At 69.6% G+C, this 17,262-nt stretch carries 13 protein-coding genes; 9 read left to right on the top strand and 4 right to left on the bottom strand.

The genetic code is table 11. The annotated features are described in order from the left end of the window. Window positions 1-101 precede the first annotated feature (101 nt). The gene (gene eccCa / locus ACH47Z_RS40420; RefSeq protein WP_399083411.1) at window positions 102-4,067 is read right to left on the bottom strand and encodes a type VII secretion protein EccCa; all 3,966 of its coding nucleotides are present in this window, start codon (window positions 4,065-4,067) and stop codon (window positions 102-104) included. A gap of 335 nt (window positions 4,068-4,402) precedes the next feature. On the opposite strand from eccCa, the gene eccD reads away from it, so the two are divergent. Next, entirely contained in the window at window positions 4,403-5,911 is a 1,509-nt protein-coding gene (eccD, locus tag ACH47Z_RS40415) for a type VII secretion integral membrane protein EccD (protein WP_399083506.1), read from the top strand. 59 nt (window positions 5,912-5,970) lie between these two features. Here eccD and ACH47Z_RS40410 read toward each other — a convergent pair whose 3' ends face one another. Then, a complete protein-coding gene (locus ACH47Z_RS40410) occupies window positions 5,971-6,264 on the bottom strand; it encodes a DUF397 domain-containing protein (protein ID WP_399083408.1) in 294 nt (97 codons plus the stop codon). Between the two features lie 266 nt (window positions 6,265-6,530). Between ACH47Z_RS40410 and rpsO the strand changes: the two genes are divergently transcribed. The 5 genes from rpsO (at window position 6,531) to ACH47Z_RS40385 (ending at window position 11,991) form a co-directional block, all read left to right on the top strand. Continuing rightward, window positions 6,531-6,818, top strand: a complete 288-nt coding sequence (rpsO, locus tag ACH47Z_RS40405) for a 30S ribosomal protein S15 (protein WP_399083405.1) — start codon at window positions 6,531-6,533, stop codon at window positions 6,816-6,818. 332 nt (window positions 6,819-7,150) lie between these two features. Next, on the top strand, window positions 7,151-9,370 hold the full coding sequence (locus ACH47Z_RS40400; RefSeq protein ID WP_399083402.1) for a polyribonucleotide nucleotidyltransferase: 2,220 nt from the start codon (window positions 7,151-7,153) through the stop codon (window positions 9,368-9,370). Then, window positions 9,367-10,746, top strand: a complete 1,380-nt coding sequence (locus ACH47Z_RS40395; RefSeq protein WP_399083399.1) for a M16 family metallopeptidase — start codon at window positions 9,367-9,369, stop codon at window positions 10,744-10,746. Before ACH47Z_RS40400 ends, ACH47Z_RS40395 begins: the two co-directional genes overlap by 4 nt. A 26-nt stretch (window positions 10,747-10,772) precedes the next feature. After that, window positions 10,773-11,525 (top strand): 4-hydroxy-tetrahydrodipicolinate reductase, encoded by a 753-nt coding sequence (gene dapB, locus ACH47Z_RS40390; RefSeq protein ID WP_399083396.1) that lies wholly within the window; start codon window positions 10,773-10,775, stop codon window positions 11,523-11,525. Between the two features lie 13 nt (window positions 11,526-11,538). Then, the gene (locus ACH47Z_RS40385) at window positions 11,539-11,991 is read left to right on the top strand and encodes a hypothetical protein (RefSeq protein WP_399083393.1); all 453 of its coding nucleotides are present in this window, start codon (window positions 11,539-11,541) and stop codon (window positions 11,989-11,991) included. Between the two features lie 127 nt (window positions 11,992-12,118). Here ACH47Z_RS40385 and ACH47Z_RS40380 read toward each other — a convergent pair whose 3' ends face one another. After that, entirely contained in the window at window positions 12,119-12,679 is a 561-nt protein-coding gene (locus tag ACH47Z_RS40380) for a hypothetical protein (protein ID WP_399083390.1), read from the bottom strand. A gap of 90 nt (window positions 12,680-12,769) precedes the next feature. Continuing rightward, window positions 12,770-13,006 carry a hypothetical protein gene (locus tag ACH47Z_RS40375; protein WP_399083387.1) on the bottom strand — a complete coding sequence of 79 codons (237 nt, stop codon included), beginning with the start codon at window positions 13,004-13,006 and terminating at the stop codon, window positions 12,770-12,772. A 178-nt stretch (window positions 13,007-13,184) separates the two neighbouring features. On the opposite strand from ACH47Z_RS40375, the gene thyX reads away from it, so the two are divergent. The 3 genes from thyX to ACH47Z_RS40360 all read left to right on the top strand — a co-directional run bounded on the left by thyX (window position 13,185) and on the right by ACH47Z_RS40360 (window position 16,940). Then, on the top strand, window positions 13,185-13,928 hold the full coding sequence (thyX, locus tag ACH47Z_RS40370) for an FAD-dependent thymidylate synthase (RefSeq protein ID WP_399083384.1): 744 nt from the start codon (window positions 13,185-13,187) through the stop codon (window positions 13,926-13,928). A 240-nt stretch (window positions 13,929-14,168) separates the two neighbouring features. Then, a complete protein-coding gene (gene dapA / locus ACH47Z_RS40365; RefSeq protein ID WP_399083381.1) occupies window positions 14,169-15,068 on the top strand; it encodes a 4-hydroxy-tetrahydrodipicolinate synthase in 900 nt (299 codons plus the stop codon). A gap of 186 nt (window positions 15,069-15,254) precedes the next feature. Then, complete coding sequence (locus tag ACH47Z_RS40360) at window positions 15,255-16,940, top strand: ribonuclease J (RefSeq protein ID WP_399083378.1); 1,686 nt, start codon at window positions 15,255-15,257, stop codon at window positions 16,938-16,940. The last annotated feature ends 322 nt before the right edge of the window (window positions 16,941-17,262 follow it).

Here is a 17,262-nt window from a genome sequence, read left to right as displayed (position 1 = left end):
AAAAACTGTTCAAAACGGCAAGATGCCGCGGACCGACATGGTCCGCGGCATCCGGGTGGGCGGGAGCCGTTCCAGGAACGGCCCTCCGGGAAACAGGTCGTCTACGACTCCACGAGTCCGACCTGCACCATCGGTTTGCCCCGCTTCCGGGACACGAAGATGCCCCGTCCCGCGGGCATCGGCCGCGGCCGCACTCCGCCCAGCAGCTCACCCTCGGCCGGATCGCCCGCGAGCACCAAACCCTGGGCGCCGAGTTCCTTGATGCGCTGCATGAAGGACTCGTAGCCGGCACGTCCCGCGCCCGCCGTGGAGCGCGCGATGATGAACCGGACACCGACGTCGCGGGCGAACGGCAGCAGTTCCGTCAGACCCGCGAGCGGATTGCCGCTCGATGTGGACACCAGGTCGTAGTCGTCGATGACGACGTACACCGTGGGGCCCCGCCACCAGCTGCGGTTGCGCAACTGTTCCGGGGTCACGTCGGCCGTCGGTGTACGGCGCTGCATCAGGTCGGCCAGCGCGTCCATGTGGTGCTGCATCTGGTTCGACATGGGGATGTACTCGGCCAGGTGCGAGTCCGGCGTCACGCCGAGCAGCGAGCGGCGGTTGTCGACGACGAACAGCTTGCACGCCTGGCCGTCGTACCGCTCGGTGAGGCGCTTGATCAGCAGCCTCAGCAGGTTCGACTTGCCGGACTCGCTCTCGCCGAACACCAAGAAGAACGGGTCCTGTTCGAAGTCCACGAATACCGGCTCGAGGTTGTCCTCGTCCAGGGCGAAGGAGATGCCCCTGTCCGGGAAACGGTCGCCCGGCGGCAGCTGAGCCGCGGGAAACTCGCGGGGCAGCAGCCGTACCTTCGGCGCGCCCGGCTCCTGCCAGTGGCGGGTGACCTCGGCCGCGAGGGCGGTCGTCGCCTCGGCGAGGTCGGTGTCGGAGGAGAGGCCGTCGATGCGCGGAACCGCTGCCATGAGGTGCTGCTTCTGCGGGGTCAGACCGCGGCCCGGTACCCCGGTGGGGACGTTGGCCGCGACCCTGCGGTCGATCTCCGAGTCCATGGGATCGCCCAGCCGCAGCTCGAGGCGGTTCATCAGGTGGTCCTTGAGGTTCGCGCGGACCTCCATCGAGCGCGAGGCCGTGAGGATGAGGTGGATGCCGTAACCCAGGCCGCGCGCGGCGATGTCCAGAACCAGCGGCTCCAGGGCCTCGTAGTCCGTCTTGAAGTTGCCCCAGCCGTCGATGACCAGGAAGACGTCGCCCCACGGCTGGTCGGTCACCGAGATCTCGCCACGCGCGCGACGCGAGCGGAACTCGGCGATGGAGGAGATGCCCGACGAGCGGAAGTACTCCTCGCGACGGGTCATCACGCCGTACACCTCGGCCGCCGTACGCCGGACCTTCTCGGGGTCCAGACGCGAGGCGACCCCGCCCACGTGCGGCAGGCCGGCCACCGCGGCCATACCGCCACCACCGAAGTCCAGGCCGTAGAACTGCACTTCCCACGGGGTGTGAGTGAGCGCGAACGACGCGATGATCGAGCGCACCAGCGTCGACTTGCCGGACTGCGGACCGCCGATGATCTGCATGTGGCCGGCCGCGCCGCCGAAGTCGATCCACAGCGGATCGCGTCGCTGCTCGTACGGCTTGTCGATGAGGCCGGCCGGGATGACGAGCCGGCCTGCGCCCTCGTAGCCGGGCTGGGTCATACCGCGGCCGGGTACCGGGGCGAGCCCCGACAGCAGCGCGTCGAGCGACGGCGGGCTGTCCAGTGGGGGCAGCCACACCTGGTGGGCGGCCGGGCCCTGTGCCTCCAGACGCCGCACGATGACGTCGAGCACGGTGTCGGCGAGCGCGTCGTCCTGCTGCGCCTCGGCCGCCGTTTGGCGCTGCTGCGGGACCGGCGCGTACTGGACCGGCACCTCGGCCGCAGTGAAGAGGACCGGCCTGCGGTCGACGGGCAGCGGGCCGCCGAGCGCAGCGGCCTGCTGCGAGCTCGTGCGATACACCCCGGAGACGTAGGCCGCCTTGAAGCGCACCATCTCGTCCGTGCCGTACTTCAGGAAGCCGGAACCGGGGACGTTCGGGAGTTCATAGGCGTCCGGGACGCCGAGTGCGGCTCGGGACTCGGCCGCCGAGAAGGTGCGCAGACCGATGCGGTACGACAGATATGTCTCGAGGCCGCGCAGTCGGCCCTCCTCCAGGCGCTGCGAGGCCAGCAGCAGGTGCACGCCCAGCGAACGGCCGATGCGGCCGATCTGCACGAACATCTCGATGAAGTCCGGCTTGGCGGTGAGCAGTTCGCTGAACTCGTCGATCACCAGGACGAGGGACGGGATCGGCTGGAGCGGGGCGCCTGCCGCGCGCGCCTTCTCGTAGTCGTGGATGTTGGCGTAGTTGCCCGCGTCGCGCAGCATCTCCTGGCGGCGGTTCAGCTCACCACGGATCGAGTCGCCCATGCGGTCGACCAGGGTGAGGTCGTCGGCCAGGTTGGTGATGACCGCCGCCACGTGCGGCATCTGGGCCATGCCGGCGAAGGTCGCGCCGCCCTTGAAGTCCGCGAGGACGAAGTTCAGGGTCTCGGAGGAGTGCGTGACCGCGAGGCCCAGCACCAGGGTGCGCAGCAGCTCCGACTTGCCGGAACCGGTCGCGCCGACGCACAGACCGTGCGGGCCCATTCCCTCCTGCGCGGCCTCCTTGAGGTCGAGCATCACGGGCCGGCCGTCTTCACCGAGACCGATCGCCACCCGCAGCCGCTCCGACTGCGAACGCGGCCGCCATGTCCGCTTCGGGTCGACCGAGGCCGCGTCGCCCAGGTTCAGCAGATCAGTGAACTCCAGGTTGGCGAGCAGTGGTTCGTCGTCATCTCCGCCCGAGGCCATCCGCAACGGTGCCAGCTGGCGCGAAAGAGCCTCCGCGGCCTCGTACGACAGGACGTCCGGCGTCCCCTCGTAGACCATGCCGTGCGCCGACTCCAGGCGCAGTTCCATGGGTTGGACGACGACGGACAGGTCACCGCGACCGATGGTGAGGTCGCCGGGCACGACCTCCAGCACGGTCACGCCCTGCAGACCCTCGGGGCTGGCCAGCAGTGACGTGGGCGGCAGGGATACGCCGTCGAGCACGACCACCAGGTGCGGCTGCTCAGGAACGGGGGGTCCGGCGGGGTGGAAGCGCGGGCGGCCCTGAAGACGGGAGGAGAGCCGGTCCTCCAGCTCCGTCGGGTCCGTGGTGATCAGGCGCATGCTGCCGGCGCCGTCGGCGAGGCCCGGGGCCTGCACGTGCGGGAGCCACTTGGCCCACTCCCACTCGGGCGCCGACTCGCGCCCGGTGACGACGGCGATGACCAGGTCTTCGGGGGACTGCAGGGAGGCGAGGGAAGCGGCGACGGCGCGGGCGGTGCCCCGAACGGTGCCCGGCTCGCCGCTGATCGTCACGTGGTAGAAGGCCCGCAGCGAGACCGCCATCGGCAGGTCGTCAAGGGTGCTGTGCGTGGCCAGGAAGCGCTGCATGGCGCCTGCGGTCAGCGGCTCCAACTCGTCGACCGGGGCGGTCTGCGGCGGGATCAGGGGAGTGGCCAGGGCCTGCGGGCCGAGACCCACACGCACCTGTCCGAAGTCCTCGTCGCCGGAGCGCCGCTCCCACACCCGGCTGCCCTCGGCGACCAGCGCCCACAGTTGCTCCGGCGAAGGGTGCAGATAGAACTGGGCGTCGCGCTGGGCCTTCGCGGTGTCCATGGCGCCGCGCCGGGTCTGCGACAGATAGCGGAGGTAGTCACGCCGCAGGTCGGCCATCTGCCCCTGGTTGCCGCGGCGGTAGCGGACGAGCATCGAGATGCCCATGGCGATCGTCGAGGCCACCATGAGCAGCCCCATGATCTTCATGAAGGGCTGGGCCTGCGGGTTGAAGAAGAACACCACGGATCCGCCCATTCCGAGCATGGGCAGGAGCTGCATCCAAGCGCCTTCCTGCTGGCCGCGCGGAAGTTCCGGCGGAGTCTGCAGTACGACCTCGTCTGTGGGCACTTCCTTCGGCAGTGCCCGTGGTGGGCGCTTGACGACGATGTGGCTCACTACGCACCAATTCCCTTGCCGGACCGAGATGTTTCGTCCGCCGCCCCGTGTCAGGCGAACGTCGATCGCGAAGCGCGATCCTACTGACAAGCACCGGCAACGGCGGGCGGTAGGGTGCCGGTGAGACGCGTGAGCAGTTGCGAATCGTTCCGGGAAAACCCGGGCAATATGCAACGGTTCGCGGGAAGCGTCTCCCCGCAAACCCCGGATGCGACCGCTCGGTCCACCGGCTGGGCGTGCGGCGCCGCACAACCTACACAGGATTTTTACGGGCGGAAGGTGCGCGGCAACACCGTGGACCGCCCATCACCGATGAGGGGGAACAGCAGGTGAGCATGACGGCCTCCGCGCCTGCCGGCGCGACCGGTGGACCGGGCACCGGAGCCCCTTCCGGGGCAGGCATGGGATTCGGCTTCTGCCGGGTCACCATCGTGGCGCCGGACAGCCGTATCGACGTGGCGCTGCCCGACGACGTGCCGGTCGCCGACCTGTACCCGGAGATCCTGCGCCTGTCCCAGCAGAGCCCCGCCGAGGGTGCTCCGGTCGGCTACCACCTCGTACGCCGTGACGGCACGGTCCTCGACGGCGCCCGGTCCTTCACGGCGCAGCGCATTCTTGACGGCGAGTTGCTCACTCTGCGCCCGTTCGCGGAGTCGCTGCCGCCCGCCGTCCTCGACGACGTCTCCGAGGCGGTGGCTTCCGCCGTCACCCGCGACCGCACCCTGTGGAGCGGTGACCTCACCCGTGCCGCCGGCCTCGTCGCGGGCGGCATCCTGCCCGCGCTGCTCGCGTTCGTGGCCTGGAGCTCCCAGGTCCGCCACGACATGCACAGCCTGCAGGGCATCATCGCGGGTGTCACCGGCGTCCTGCTGATCACCCTCGCCTGCGTACGCGCGCGTGTGTACGACGACCGAGGCTCCGCCGTCGCGCTGGGACTCGGCGCCCTGCCGAACGTCGCCGTGGCCGGCTCGGGGCTGCTGTCGCTCTCCAGCGGCGAGGGCATCGGCCGGCTGCAGTTCCTGCTCGCCTGCACGGCGGTCCTCGTCGCCGCCCTGGCGCTCACCCTGGTGTCACCGGGCGGTGACGGACCCTTCGTGGCCTTCCTCTTCGCCTCCGTCATCGGTGTGATCACCACCTTCGTCGCGACCCTCACCGATCTGAAGCCCATCGAAACGGCTGCCGTCTGCGCCCCGCTGTCCGTCGTGGCACTGGCCTTCCTGCCGGGCCTGTCGATGCGCTTCGCACGGCTGCCCATCGGCTTCGAACCGCCCAACCCGGCCCGCGGCGGTTACGACACCGGCGAGCCCGCGCCCCAGGAGCCCGTGGACATCGAGCGTGTGGCCGCCCAGGCCCGGCGCGGCCACGAACTGCTCGTCGGCCTCGTCGGGGGCTGTGCCCTGGTCGCCGTGGGCGCGTCGATCGTCCTCGGCTTCTCCAGCAACATGTGGGCTCAGCTGCTCGCCCTCGCGACCGGCGTGGCGATGCTCATGCGGGCGCACCTGTTCCGTTACACGGCCCAGGTCGGGGCCACCCTGGCCGCGGGCCTCGCCGCGATCGTCTTCCTCGGGCTCGGGCTCGCCCTGAACCCGCCCAAGGGCTACCTGCTCGATGCCTTCCGGGGCGACACCACCTCCCTGGACATCCGCAGCATCTGGCTCGCCGCGGCGGTCGGCGCGGCCACTGCCCTGGTCACCGCGATCGGTCTGATCACCCCGCGGCGCGGTGTCACCCCCTTCTGGGGGCGCTTCCTGGAGATCGCCGAGAGCTTCGTTCTGCTCACGCTGATCCCGCTGGCGCTGGCCGTGTTCGACGTGTACGCCCGGGCGCGCGCGATGACCAGCTAGGGAACCCGCGTTGCAGAAAAGGGCGGCACACACGCGTGCCGCCCTTTGTCACGTTCCGCTCACTGCCCCGAGAGCCCCCCGTTCCCCTCCGCAGGCTCCAGGTCGAACTCCCCGTCCCGGGCCCCCAGCACGAACGCGCGCCACTCCGCCTCGGTGTAGCGCAGCACGGTGTCGTGGTCGAGGGAGGAGCGCATGGCCACCGCCCCGTCGGGCAGGTACGCGATCTCGACGCGCTCCTCGTGTTCCTCGGTGCCCGGGGCGCAGTGCCACTCGACGCCCGAGATGTCGAGCGCGTACAGCTCGTCCCGCTCCCGCTCCTTGCGCGCCTTGATCTCCGCTTCCGTCTCCGCCATCGTGCAGCGACCCCTTCCCGGCGTACGGTTCGTTCCGGCGTTCACCCTAGTGGTGGGGGGCGGCTGACCGGGGTGGTTCGCCGGCCGGGGGAAGAGTGCCCGCCACCTCCTGGTACTCTGGCTGACGGCCGTTTGTGTACGCACCCCCGGAACCGCAGGTTCTGGTGGCCGCGCCCAGCGGATCCCCGCCTCCCGAGTAACGGAAGCTCCCCCGAGACGTAGACCAGGGGCACTCGGTGGCACTCAACAGACTATGAGGAGTACGCGTGTCGCTCGACGCCGCTACGAAGAAGCAGATCATCGCCGAGTTCGGTACCAAGGAGGGTGACACCGGCTCCCCCGAGGTCCAGGTCGCCATGCTCTCCCGTCGGATCTCCGACCTGACCGAGCACCTCAAGGCGCACAAGCACGACCACCACTCCCGTCGTGGCCTGCTGATCCTCGTCGGTCAGCGCCGCCGCCTTCTCCAGTACCTGGCGAAGAAGGACATCCAGCGCTTCCGTACGCTGGTCGACCGCCTCGGCATCCGCCGTGGTGCGGCGGGCGCCAAGTAAGACGCCGTGAAGGGAGCGGTTCCCGAAGGACTCGGGGACCGCTCCCTTTGCCGTATGCGGGCTGCCGTATGCGGGAAACGTGCGGAGTGTCACACCCGCTTTGTAGTGTGGTAGCACTACGCACGACACGGAACGCAGGACAGAGAAACAGAGAACGAGGAGAAGCGCTCCTCGCCGCCGCCGGTCCTCGGTAGTGGCCCCCGGGGGGAAGCGAGCCCCGGGTGCTTCGATCGAAGACCGGCCCGCACCAGACGGCGCGCTTCTCCGCCACCGTCCCCCTGCCACACGGGCAGCCAAGGGACGAAAGACGATACGTAACGGAGAAAACGCTAGTGGAGAACGAGACCCACTACGCCGAGGCCGTCATCGACAACGGCGCCTTCGGCACCCGCACCATCCGCTTCGAGACGGGCCGCCTGGCCAAGCAGGCCGCCGGCTCCGCCGTGGCGTACCTGGACGACGACACCATGGTGCTGTCGGCCACCACCGCCTCCAAGAACCCCAAGGACCAGCTCGACTTCTTCCCGCTGACGGTGGACGTCGAGGAGCGGATGTACGCCGCCGGCAAGATCCCCGGCAGCTTCTTCCGCCGTGAGGGCCGTCCCTCCGAGGACGCCATCCTCACCTGCCGTCTCATCGACCGCCCGCTGCGCCCGTCCTTCAAGAAGGGCCTGCGCAACGAGATCCAGGTCGTCGCCACGATCATGGCGCTCAACCCCGACCACCTGTACGACGTCGTGGCGATCAACGCCGCCTCCGCGTCCACGCAGCTGGCCGGTCTGCCCTTCTCCGGCCCGATCGGCGGCGTCCGCGTCGCGCTGATCCGCGGCCAGTGGGTCGCCTTCCCGACGCACACCGAGCTCGAGGACGCCGTCTTCGACATGGTCGTCGCCGGTCGCGTCCTGGAGGACGGCGACGTCGCGATCATGATGGTCGAGGCCGAGGCCACCGACGGCACCATCAAGCTCGTCGAGGGCGGCGCCGAGGCGCCGACCGAGGAGGTCGTCGCCGCCGGTCTGGACGCCGCGAAGCCCTTCATCAAGGTGCTCTGCCGCGCCCAGGCCGACCTCGCCGCCAAGGCCGCGAAGCCGACCGCCGAGTTCCCGATCTTCCTGGACTACCAGGACGACGTCTTCGAGGCCCTGACGGCCGCCGTCCGCCCCGAGCTGGCCCAGGCGCTCACCATCGCCGGCAAGCAGGAGCGCGAGGCCGAGCTGGACCGCGTCAAGGGTCTGGCCGCCGAGAAGCTCCTGCCGGAGTTCGAGGGCCGCGAGAAGGAGATCTCCGCCGCGTACCGCTCGCTCACCAAGCAGCTGGTCCGCGAGCGCGTGATCAAGGAGAAGAAGCGCATCGACGGCCGTGGGGTCACGGACATCCGTACCCTCGCCGCCGAGGTCGAGGCCATCCCGCGGGTGCACGGTTCCGCGCTGTTCGAGCGTGGCGAGACCCAGATCCTGGGCGTCACCACCCTCAACATGCTCCGCATGGAGCAGCAGCTGGACACCCTCTCCCCGGTGACCCGCAAGCGCTACATGCACAACTACAACTTCCCGCCGTACTCCACCGGTGAGACCGGCCGCGTCGGCTCCCCGAAGCGCCGGGAGATCGGCCACGGCGCCCTCGCCGAGCGCGCGCTCGTGCCGGTGCTGCCGACGCGCGAGGAGTTCCCGTACGCGATCCGCCAGGTGTCCGAGGCCCTCGGCTCCAACGGCTCGACGTCCATGGGCTCGGTCTGCGCCTCCACCATGTCGCTGCTGAACGCCGGTGTGCCGCTGAAGGCCCCGGTCGCCGGTATCGCCATGGGCCTGATCTCCCAGGAGATCGACGGCGAGACGCACTACGTCACCCTCACCGACATCCTCGGTGCGGAGGACGCCTTCGGCGACATGGACTTCAAGGTCGCCGGCACCAAGGAGTTCGTGACCGCCCTCCAGCTCGACACCAAGCTGGACGGCATCCCGGCCTCCGTCCTGGCCGCGGCCCTCAAGCAGGCCCGCGACGCCCGCCTGCACATCCTCGACGTGATGATGGAGGCCATCGACCGGCCCGACGAGATGAGCCCGCACGCTCCGCGGATCATCACCGTCAAGATCCCGGTCGACAAGATCGGTGAGGTCATCGGCCCCAAGGGCAAGATGATCAACCAGATCCAGGAGGACACGGGCGCCGAGATCACCATCGAGGACGACGGCACGATCTACATCGGTGCCGCCGACGGCCCCTCCGCCGAGGCCGCCCGCGCCACGATCAACGGCATCGCCAACCCGACGATGCCCGAGGTCGGCGAGCGCTACCTCGGTACGGTCGTGAAGACGACCACCTTCGGTGCGTTCGTCTCCCTGCTGCCCGGCAAGGACGGTCTGCTGCACATCTCGCAGATCCGCAAGCTCGCCGGCGGCAAGCGCGTGGAGAACGTCGAGGACGTCCTCGGCGTGGGCCAGAAGGTCCAGGTCGAGATCGCCGAGATCGACTCCCGCGGCAAGCTCTCCCTCGTTCCGGTGATCGAGGGCGAGGAAGGCAACGACGAGAACAAGGACGACGCCGAGCAGTGACGTCCCGTAGCTCCAAGGTGACGGCCCGCCCCTCTTCGGAGGCGCGGGCCGTCGCCCGTACCCAAACCCTCATCAAGGGCACGGGCGGCATCGGTACGGTCCGCAAGACCACCCTCCCGGGCGGCCTGCGCATCGTCACCGAGACCCTGCCCTCGGTCCGCTCCGCGACCTTCGGTATCTGGGCGCACGTCGGCTCCCGCGACGAGACCCCGGCCCTGAACGGCGCCACGCACTACCTGGAACACCTGCTCTTCAAGGGCACCGAGCGGCGCAGCGCGCTGGACATCTCCGCCGCCCTCGACGCCGTCGGCGGCGAGATGAACGCGTTCACGGCGAAGGAGTACACGTGCTACTACGCGCGCGTGCTCGACACCGACCTGCCGCTCGCCATCGACGTCGTCTGCGACATGCTGACCGGCTCGCTGATCCTCGAGGAGGACGTCGACGTCGAGCGCGGCGCGATCCTCGAGGAGATCGCCATGACCGAGGACGATCCGGGCGACTGTGTGCACGACCTGTTCGCGCACACCATGTTCGGCGACAACGCCCTCGGCCGCCCGGTCCTCGGCACGGTCGACACGGTCAACGCCCTCAGCGCCGACCGCATCCGCCGCTTCTACAAGAAGCACTACGACCCGACCCACCTCGTGGTCGCCTGCGCCGGCAACATCGACCACAACAAGGTCGTACGACAGGTCCGCGCGGCCTTCGAGAAGGCGGGCGCCCTCAGGGACACGGGCGCACGGCCCATCGCCCCGCGCGACGGCCGCCGTACGATCCGCACCTCCGGCAAGGTCGAGCTGCTCGGCCGCAAGACCGAGCAGGCGCATGTCGTCCTCGGGATGCCGGGCCTCGCCCGTACCGACGACCGCCGCTGGGCCATGGGCGTGCTCAACACCGCCCTCGGCGGTGGCATGTCCTCCCGCCTCTTCCAGGAGGTCCGGGAGAAGCGCGGCCTCGCCTACAGCGTGTACTCGTACACGTCCGGCTTCGCCGACTGCGGCCTGTTCGGGGTGTACGCCGGCTGCCGGCCGAGCCAGGTGCACGACGTGCTGAAGATCTGCCGGGACGAACTCGACCACGTCGCCGCCAATGGCCTCACCGACGACGAGATCGCCCGCGCCGTCGGCCAGCTCCGCGGCTCCACCGTCCTCGGCCTGGAGGACACCGGCGCGCTGATGAACCGTATCGGCAAGAGCGAGCTGTGCTGGGGCGAGCAGATGTCCGTCGACGACATGCTGGACCGGATAGCGGCGGTCACCCCGGACGAGGTCCGCTCGGTCGCCCGCGACATCCTGGGACAGCGCCCGTCGCTGTCGGTCATCGGCCCGCTCAAGGACAAACAGGCCGCACGCCTGCACGACGCCGTCGCCTGACACACCTCCCGTAAGGAACGAAGAAGATGAGCAAGCTGCGTGTGGCGGTCCTCGGTGCCAGGGGCCGGATCGGGTCCGAGGCGGTCCGGGCGGTCGAGGCCGCCGAGGACATGGAGCTGGTCGCCGCCCTCGGCCGGGGCGACAAGCTGGAGACGCTGGCGGAGACCGGCGCCCAGGTCGCCGTGGAGCTGACCACCCCCGACTCCGTCATGGACAACCTCGACTACTGCGTGCGCCACGGCATCCACGCGGTCGTCGGTACGACGGGCTGGACCGAGGAGCGCCTCACGCGGCTGACGGGGTGGCTGGCCGAGTCCCCGCAGACCGGTGTGCTCATCGCGCCGAACTTCTCCATCGGCGCCGTCCTGACCATGAAGTTCGCGCAGATCGCCGCGCCGTACTTCGAGTCGGTCGAGGTGGTCGAGCTGCACCACCCGAAGAAGGTGGACGCGCCGAGCGGTACGGCCACCCGCACGGCTCAGCTGATCGCCGAGGCCCGCCGGGCGGCCGGTACGGCCCCGGCGCCGGACGCCACGGAGACGGCCCTGGAGGGCGCGAGGGGCGCGAACGTCGACGGCATCCCGGTCCACGCGGTCCGCCTGCGCGGCCTGCTGGCCCACCAGGAGGTGCTGCTCGGCGGCGAGGGCGAGACCCTCACCATCCGCCACGACTCCCTGCACCACAGCAGCTTCATGCCGGGCATCCTGCTCGGCGCCCGCCGCGTGGTGACCACTCCGGGCCTGACCTTCGGCCTGGAGCACTTCCTGGACCTGAGCTGAGACTGACTCCCCGATGCGCGCGAAGATCACCTACCTCGTCACGGCCGCCGTCCTGGTCTTCTACTTCGTCCTGGTCGGCAGCCGCGGCGTCATGCTCATCCAGACCGGCACGGTCCTGACCGTCACCTTCGGGGTCGCGGTCCTGATCCTGCCGGGCATCGGCCTGTGGTTCCTGTGGCAGAACACCCAGTTCGTCCGCAAGGCCAACGCCCTCGCCGCCCTGCTCGAAGCCGAGGGCGGCCTGCCCGTGGACGAGCTGAAGCGCCTGCCCAGCGGCCGGATCGACCGCGACTCGGCCGACGAGGTCTTCGCCAAGCGCAAGGCCGAGACCGAGGCGTCCCCCGACGACTGGCGCTGCTGGTTCCGCCTGGCCATCGCCTACCACGACGCCCGCGACACCCCCCGCGCCCGCAAGGCGATGCAACGGGCGATCGCCCTGCAGGACGGACGGTCTGTCGAGGCCTGAGCCGACCCTGTGCAGCTGAGGGCAGTCGTGCCGCCGGGGCGGCTCCCGACCCGAAGCAAGGCGGCACCTCCCGGTGAGCCGCGCCCGACCCCACCCCCGGCCGGCACCAGCACAGGGCACCGTTCAGTCAGCCGCGCCCGGGACCACACTCCGCAGCCCACGCCTCCACCATGTCCGCGGCCCGGTCGAACGCGGCCGGGCGGCCCAGGAAGTCCAGTGTGTGCGTGGTCAGCAGCGGCGTCGTCTCCTCGGCGGGCCGGTCCGCCCGCACCAGGGCCAGCGCCTGCCCCTGCACCGTCCGGGGCAGTCCCAGCCAGCGCACCGGCCGCTGCACCGTCCGCACCGAGACCACCCGCGCCCACGGCACCGTACGCGTCACCAGGAAGCCGACCTGGCGCAGCCCGTGCTCGCTGACCCACACGCCCATGCGCAGCAGCCGCAGCGCACCCGCGATGACCACGAGCGCCGCGCCGAGGACCGCCCCGGCGGAGGTCACCGAGCCGGTCAGGGCGACGGCGACCGCGGCGAACAGCACGAAGGAGGCCGCCAGCAGCACCAGTGCGGCCACGCCCACCCGCCAGGGCCCGGGGCGGTAGGGGCGCCGCCAGCGCTCCCGGTCGTCGTAGGGCAACGCGCTCTCGGCGGCGGCCTCGAAGGTGCGGTCGGCCGTCAGGAAGGGCAGGGGCACGGCTGGTCCTCACTCAGTCCTTGCGTGGGCTGTGCCCGGTGAGGCTATCCGGCCGTGTTCTCGCCCACCACCCTTGGACCGCCGGAAGGGTCAGTGCCCGTCGGAGGCCTGCGACTGCTGCACGGGCGTACTGGGCGGAGTGGACAGCGCCGGCATGCCGAGCACCAGCGAGCCCACGAGCCCGGCGACGATGGTGAGGCCCAGCAGCCAGCGCCCGGCTATCTGCCCGGCGGACGCACGCCGGCGCGGTGGGGGAGCGACATTGCTGCGGAACCTGTCCGCCTCGGCCAGGAAGGCGAAGGGCACGGGCTCACGCCGACGGAACATGGGAGGTACCTCTCCTCTCGAATCTCTCGAAGCCGAACTCTCAGGCCTCACTGATACAGACGCTCGAGTAACGGAAAAGGTGCCCATGTCCGAAAAAATCATCGACAAGGTCACGGCACGGTCACCGTTCGGCGCTGTCAGAGGCGCCCCGTACAGTGGGCGCGAACCTGAAGAAGTGATGGGAAGGACCCCCGTGACCACCCCCGAGTCGCTCACCCTGCGCAGTGACGTCACCGTCGAGCTCGTGAAGTCCAGCGCGTCGGATGCCGACGTCCTCTTCGCCGCCCGCGTCTCCACGCTCGGCGAGCAGTCCCTGGACGAGCTGAAGAAGGACCCCGAGCGCTCCAAGGGCCTGATCAACTACCTGATGCGCGACCGGCACGGCAGCCCGTTCGAGCACAACTCGATGACCTTCTTCATCAGCGCCCCGATCTTCGTCTTCCGCGAGTTCATGCGGCACCGCGTCGGCTGGTCGTACAACGAGGAGTCCGGCCGCTACCGCGAGCTCGAGCCGGTCTTCTACGTCCCCGGCACCTCCCGCAAGCTCGTCCAGGAGGGCCGCCCCGGCAAGTACGTCTTCGTCGAGGGCACCCCGGCCCAGCACGAGACGGTGAGCAGCACCCTGGCGGAGTCCTACGAGCAGGCGTACACGGCGTACCAGAAGCTCCTCGCCGAGGGCGTCGCCCGCGAGGTCGCCCGCTCGGTGCTCCCCGTCGGCCTGTTCTCCTCGATGTACGCCACCTGCAACGCCCGCTCCCTGATGCACTTCCTCGGCCTGCGCACCCAGCACGAGCTGGCCAAGGTGCCGTCCTTCCCGCAGCGGGAGATCGAGATGGTCGGCGAGAAGATGGAGGCGGAGTGGGCCAGGCTCATGCCGCTGACGTACGCCGCCTTCAACGCGAACGGGCGTGTGGCCCCGTAACCGGCCTGCGAAGGTCGACGACGGGTCTACGAAGCCTTGTTCCCCCACTCGGAACGGATGTACGGATCAGCCTGGCGAAGTGTCCGTATTGCGGCATTTAGAGAAGTTCATCTAGCCTGATCAAACGGACCCGGCACTGCTTGAACCCCCGAGCAGGCAGTGCCGGGATCCGCATTTGTCCTGACCTTCCCGGCACCCCACGGGCAGACCCCGCACGGAGCACCGAGTAGCGTGTTACCCATGGCTCCGACCTCGACTCCGCAGACCCCCTTCGGGCGGGTCCTCACCGCCATGGTCACGCCCTTCACGGCGGACGGCGCACTCGACCTCGACGGCGCGCAGCGGCTCGCCGCCCACCTGGTGGACGCAGGCAACGACGGCCTGATCATCAACGGCACCACCGGCGAGTCCCCCACCACCACGGACGCGGAGAAATCGGACCTGGTACGAGCCGTACTGGAGGCGGTCGGCGACCGCGCCCACGTCGTCGCCGGCGTCGGCACCAACGACACCCACCACAGCCTCGAGCTGGCCCGCGAGGCCGAGCGCGTCGGCGCCCACGGCCTCCTCGTCGTCACGCCGTACTACAACAAGCCCCCGCAGGAGGGCCTGTACCGCCACTTCACTGCCGTCGCGGACGCCACCGGCCTGCCGGTCATGCTCTACGACATCCCCGGCCGCAGCGGCGTCCCGATCAACACCGAGACGCTCGTCCGGCTCGCCGAGCACCCCCGGATCGTCGCCAACAAGGACGCCAAGGGCGACCTCGGCCGAGCGAGCTGGGCCATCGCCCAGTCCGGCCTCGCCTGGTACTCCGGCGACGACATGCTGAACCTCCCCCTGCTCTCCGTGGGCGCGGTCGGCTTCGTCTCGGTCGTCGGCCACCTCGTCACCCCCGACCTGCGCGCCCTCGTCGACGCGTACGTCTCCGGTGACGTCGTCAAGGCCACCGAGATCCACCAGAAGCTGCTCCCGGTCTACACCGGCATGTTCCGCACCCAGGGCGTCATGACCACCAAGGCCGCCCTCGCCCTCCAGGGCCTGCCCGCCGGGCCGCTGCGCTCGCCCATGGTCGAGTGCTCGCCCGAGGAGATCGCCCAACTCAAGATCGATCTTGCCGCCGGCGGGGTACATCTCTGACAACAGACTTGGCACCACCCGCGCTTCACAAGCTTCATAACTGAAGAGACAACCAAAGAGACAACAGAAGAGCGAACGAACCAGCGGGCCACCGGTGCCCGCACCCACAACGACAACTGCTCATGCACGAACGTCTCACGCGCCACGTGCCGACCGGTACGTGGCGCGTGTGGTGAGGAGAGTCTTTTGAGTCATCCGCATCCCGAACTCGGCCCACCCCCGCCGCTCCCCGAGGGTGGCCTGCGGGTCACCCCGCTCGGCGGTCTCGGCGAGATCGGCCGAAACATGACGGTCTTCGAGTACGGCGGCCGCCTTCTGATCGTCGACTGCGGAGTGCTCTTCCCCGAGGAGGAGCAGCCCGGAATCGACCTGATCCTGCCGGACTTCACGTCCGTCCGGGACCGCCTCGACGACATCGAGGGCATCGTCCTGACCCATGGCCACGAGGACCACATCGGCGGTGTCCCGTTCCTGCTCCGCGAGAAGCCGGACATCCCGCTGATCGGCTCCAAGCTGACCCTCGCCCTGATCGAGGCCAAGCTCCAGGAGCACCGGATCCGCCCGTACACCCTGGAGGTGGCCGAGGGGAACCGCGAGCGCATCGGCCCCTTCGACTGCGAGTTCGTCGCCGTCAACCACTCCATCCCGGACGCCCTGGCCGTCGCCATCCGCACGCCCGCCGGCATGGCCGTGCACACCGGCGACTTCAAGATGGACCAGCTCCCGCTGGACAACCGCCTCACCGACCTGCACGCCTTCGCGCGGCTGAGCCAGGAGGGCATCGACCTCCTGCTCACCGACTCCACGAACGCCGAGGTCCCGGGCTTCACCCCGCACGAGCGGGACATCTCCAACGTCCTGCGCCAGGTCTTCGCGAGCGCCCGCAAGCGGATCATCGTGGCGAGCTTCGCCAGCCATGTCCACCGCATCCAGCAGATTCTGGACGCCGCCCACGAGTACGGCCGCCGGGTCGCCTTCGTCGGCCGCTCCATGGTCCGCAACATGGGCATCGCCCGCGACCTCGGCTATCTGAAGGTCCCGCCCGGCCTGGTGGTCGACGTCAAGACGCTGGACGACCTCCCCGACGACGAGGTGGTCCTGGTCTGCACGGGCTCCCAGGGCGAGCCGATGGCGGCCCTGTCGCGCATGGCCAACAGGGACCACCAGATCCGCATCGTCGACGGCGACACGGTGATCCTGGCGTCCTCCCTCATCCCCGGCAACGAGAACGCGGTCTACCGCGTGATCAACGGCCTGACCCGCTGGGGCGCCAACGTCGTCCACAAGGGCAACGCCAAGGTGCACGTTTCCGGCCACGCCTCGGCGGGCGAGCTGCTGTACTTCTACAACATCTGCCGCCCGAAGAACCTGATGCCGGTGCACGGCGAATGGCGCCATCTGCGGGCGAACGCCGAACTGGGCGCACTGACGGGCGTGCCGCACGACCGGATCGTCATCGCCGAGGACGGCGTGGTGGTCGACCTGATCGAGGGCAAGGCCAAGATCTCCGGCAAGGTCCAGGCGGGTTACGTCTACGTCGACGGCCTCTCCGTCGGCGACGTCGGCGAGCCGGCCCTGAAGGACCGCAAGATCCTCGGTGACGAGGGCATCATCTCGGTCTTCGTGGTCGTGGACGCCTCCACCGGCAAGATCACGGGCGGCCCGCACGTCCAGGCCCGCGGCTCCGGCATCGACGACTCGGTCTTCGCTGACGTGATCCCGAAGATCACCGAGGTGCTGGAGAGGTCCGCCCAGGACGGCGTCGTGGAGCCCCACCAGCTCCAGCAGCTCATCCGGCGCACCCTCGGCAAGTGGGTCTCGGACACCTATCGCCGCAGGCCGATGATCCTCCCGGTGGTCGTGGAGGTCTGACGCCCCGTCGGCTCCTGGCCGACGCGAACCCGGAGCGGGGCGCCTCGATTTGCATCGAGGCGCCCCGCTCCAGTAGGTTTACGGCTCTGCCCAACCGGGAACCCCAGCACTTCATGCGCTGGACACGGGTGCCCCGGACCGGGTGGGAAAACCGACTCAGAACTTCTGATAAAGTCGGAACCGCCGGAAAGGAAAACCGCGAAAGAACGCGGGGAACCCGGAAAGCACCGAGGAAATCGGATCGAGAAAAGGTCTGATAGAGTCGGAAACGCAAGATCGAAGGGAAGCGCCCGGAGGAAAGCCCGAGAGGGTGAGTACAAAG

Source organism: Streptomyces sp. NPDC020192 (assembly GCF_044388685.1).
Taxonomy (GTDB): Bacteria; Actinomycetota; Actinomycetes; order Streptomycetales; family Streptomycetaceae; genus Streptomyces.
The sequence above is the reverse complement of the archived record's forward strand: the minus strand, read 5'-3'. Positions and strand labels throughout refer to the sequence as shown.

What these genes read in the sequence shown, in the direction of transcription:
- ACH47Z_RS40410 (WP_399083408.1), bottom strand. Translation starts at nt 6,264, where the DNA reads ATGGCGGAGACGGAAGCGGAGATCAAGGCGCGCAAGGAGCGGGAGCGG.
- ACH47Z_RS40375 (WP_399083387.1), bottom strand. Translation starts at nt 13,006, where the DNA reads ATGTTCCGTCGGCGTGAGCCCGTGCCCTTCGCCTTCCTGGCCGAGGCG.
- eccD (WP_399083506.1), top strand. Translation starts at nt 4,403, where the DNA reads ATGACGGCCTCCGCGCCTGCCGGCGCGACCGGTGGACCGGGCACCGGA.
- dapA (WP_399083381.1), top strand. Translation starts at nt 14,169, where the DNA reads ATGGCTCCGACCTCGACTCCGCAGACCCCCTTCGGGCGGGTCCTCACC.
- ACH47Z_RS40385 (WP_399083393.1), top strand. Translation starts at nt 11,539, where the DNA reads ATGCGCGCGAAGATCACCTACCTCGTCACGGCCGCCGTCCTGGTCTTC.
- dapB (WP_399083396.1), top strand. Translation starts at nt 10,773, where the DNA reads ATGAGCAAGCTGCGTGTGGCGGTCCTCGGTGCCAGGGGCCGGATCGGG.
- thyX (WP_399083384.1), top strand. Translation starts at nt 13,185, where the DNA reads ATGGGAAGGACCCCCGTGACCACCCCCGAGTCGCTCACCCTGCGCAGT.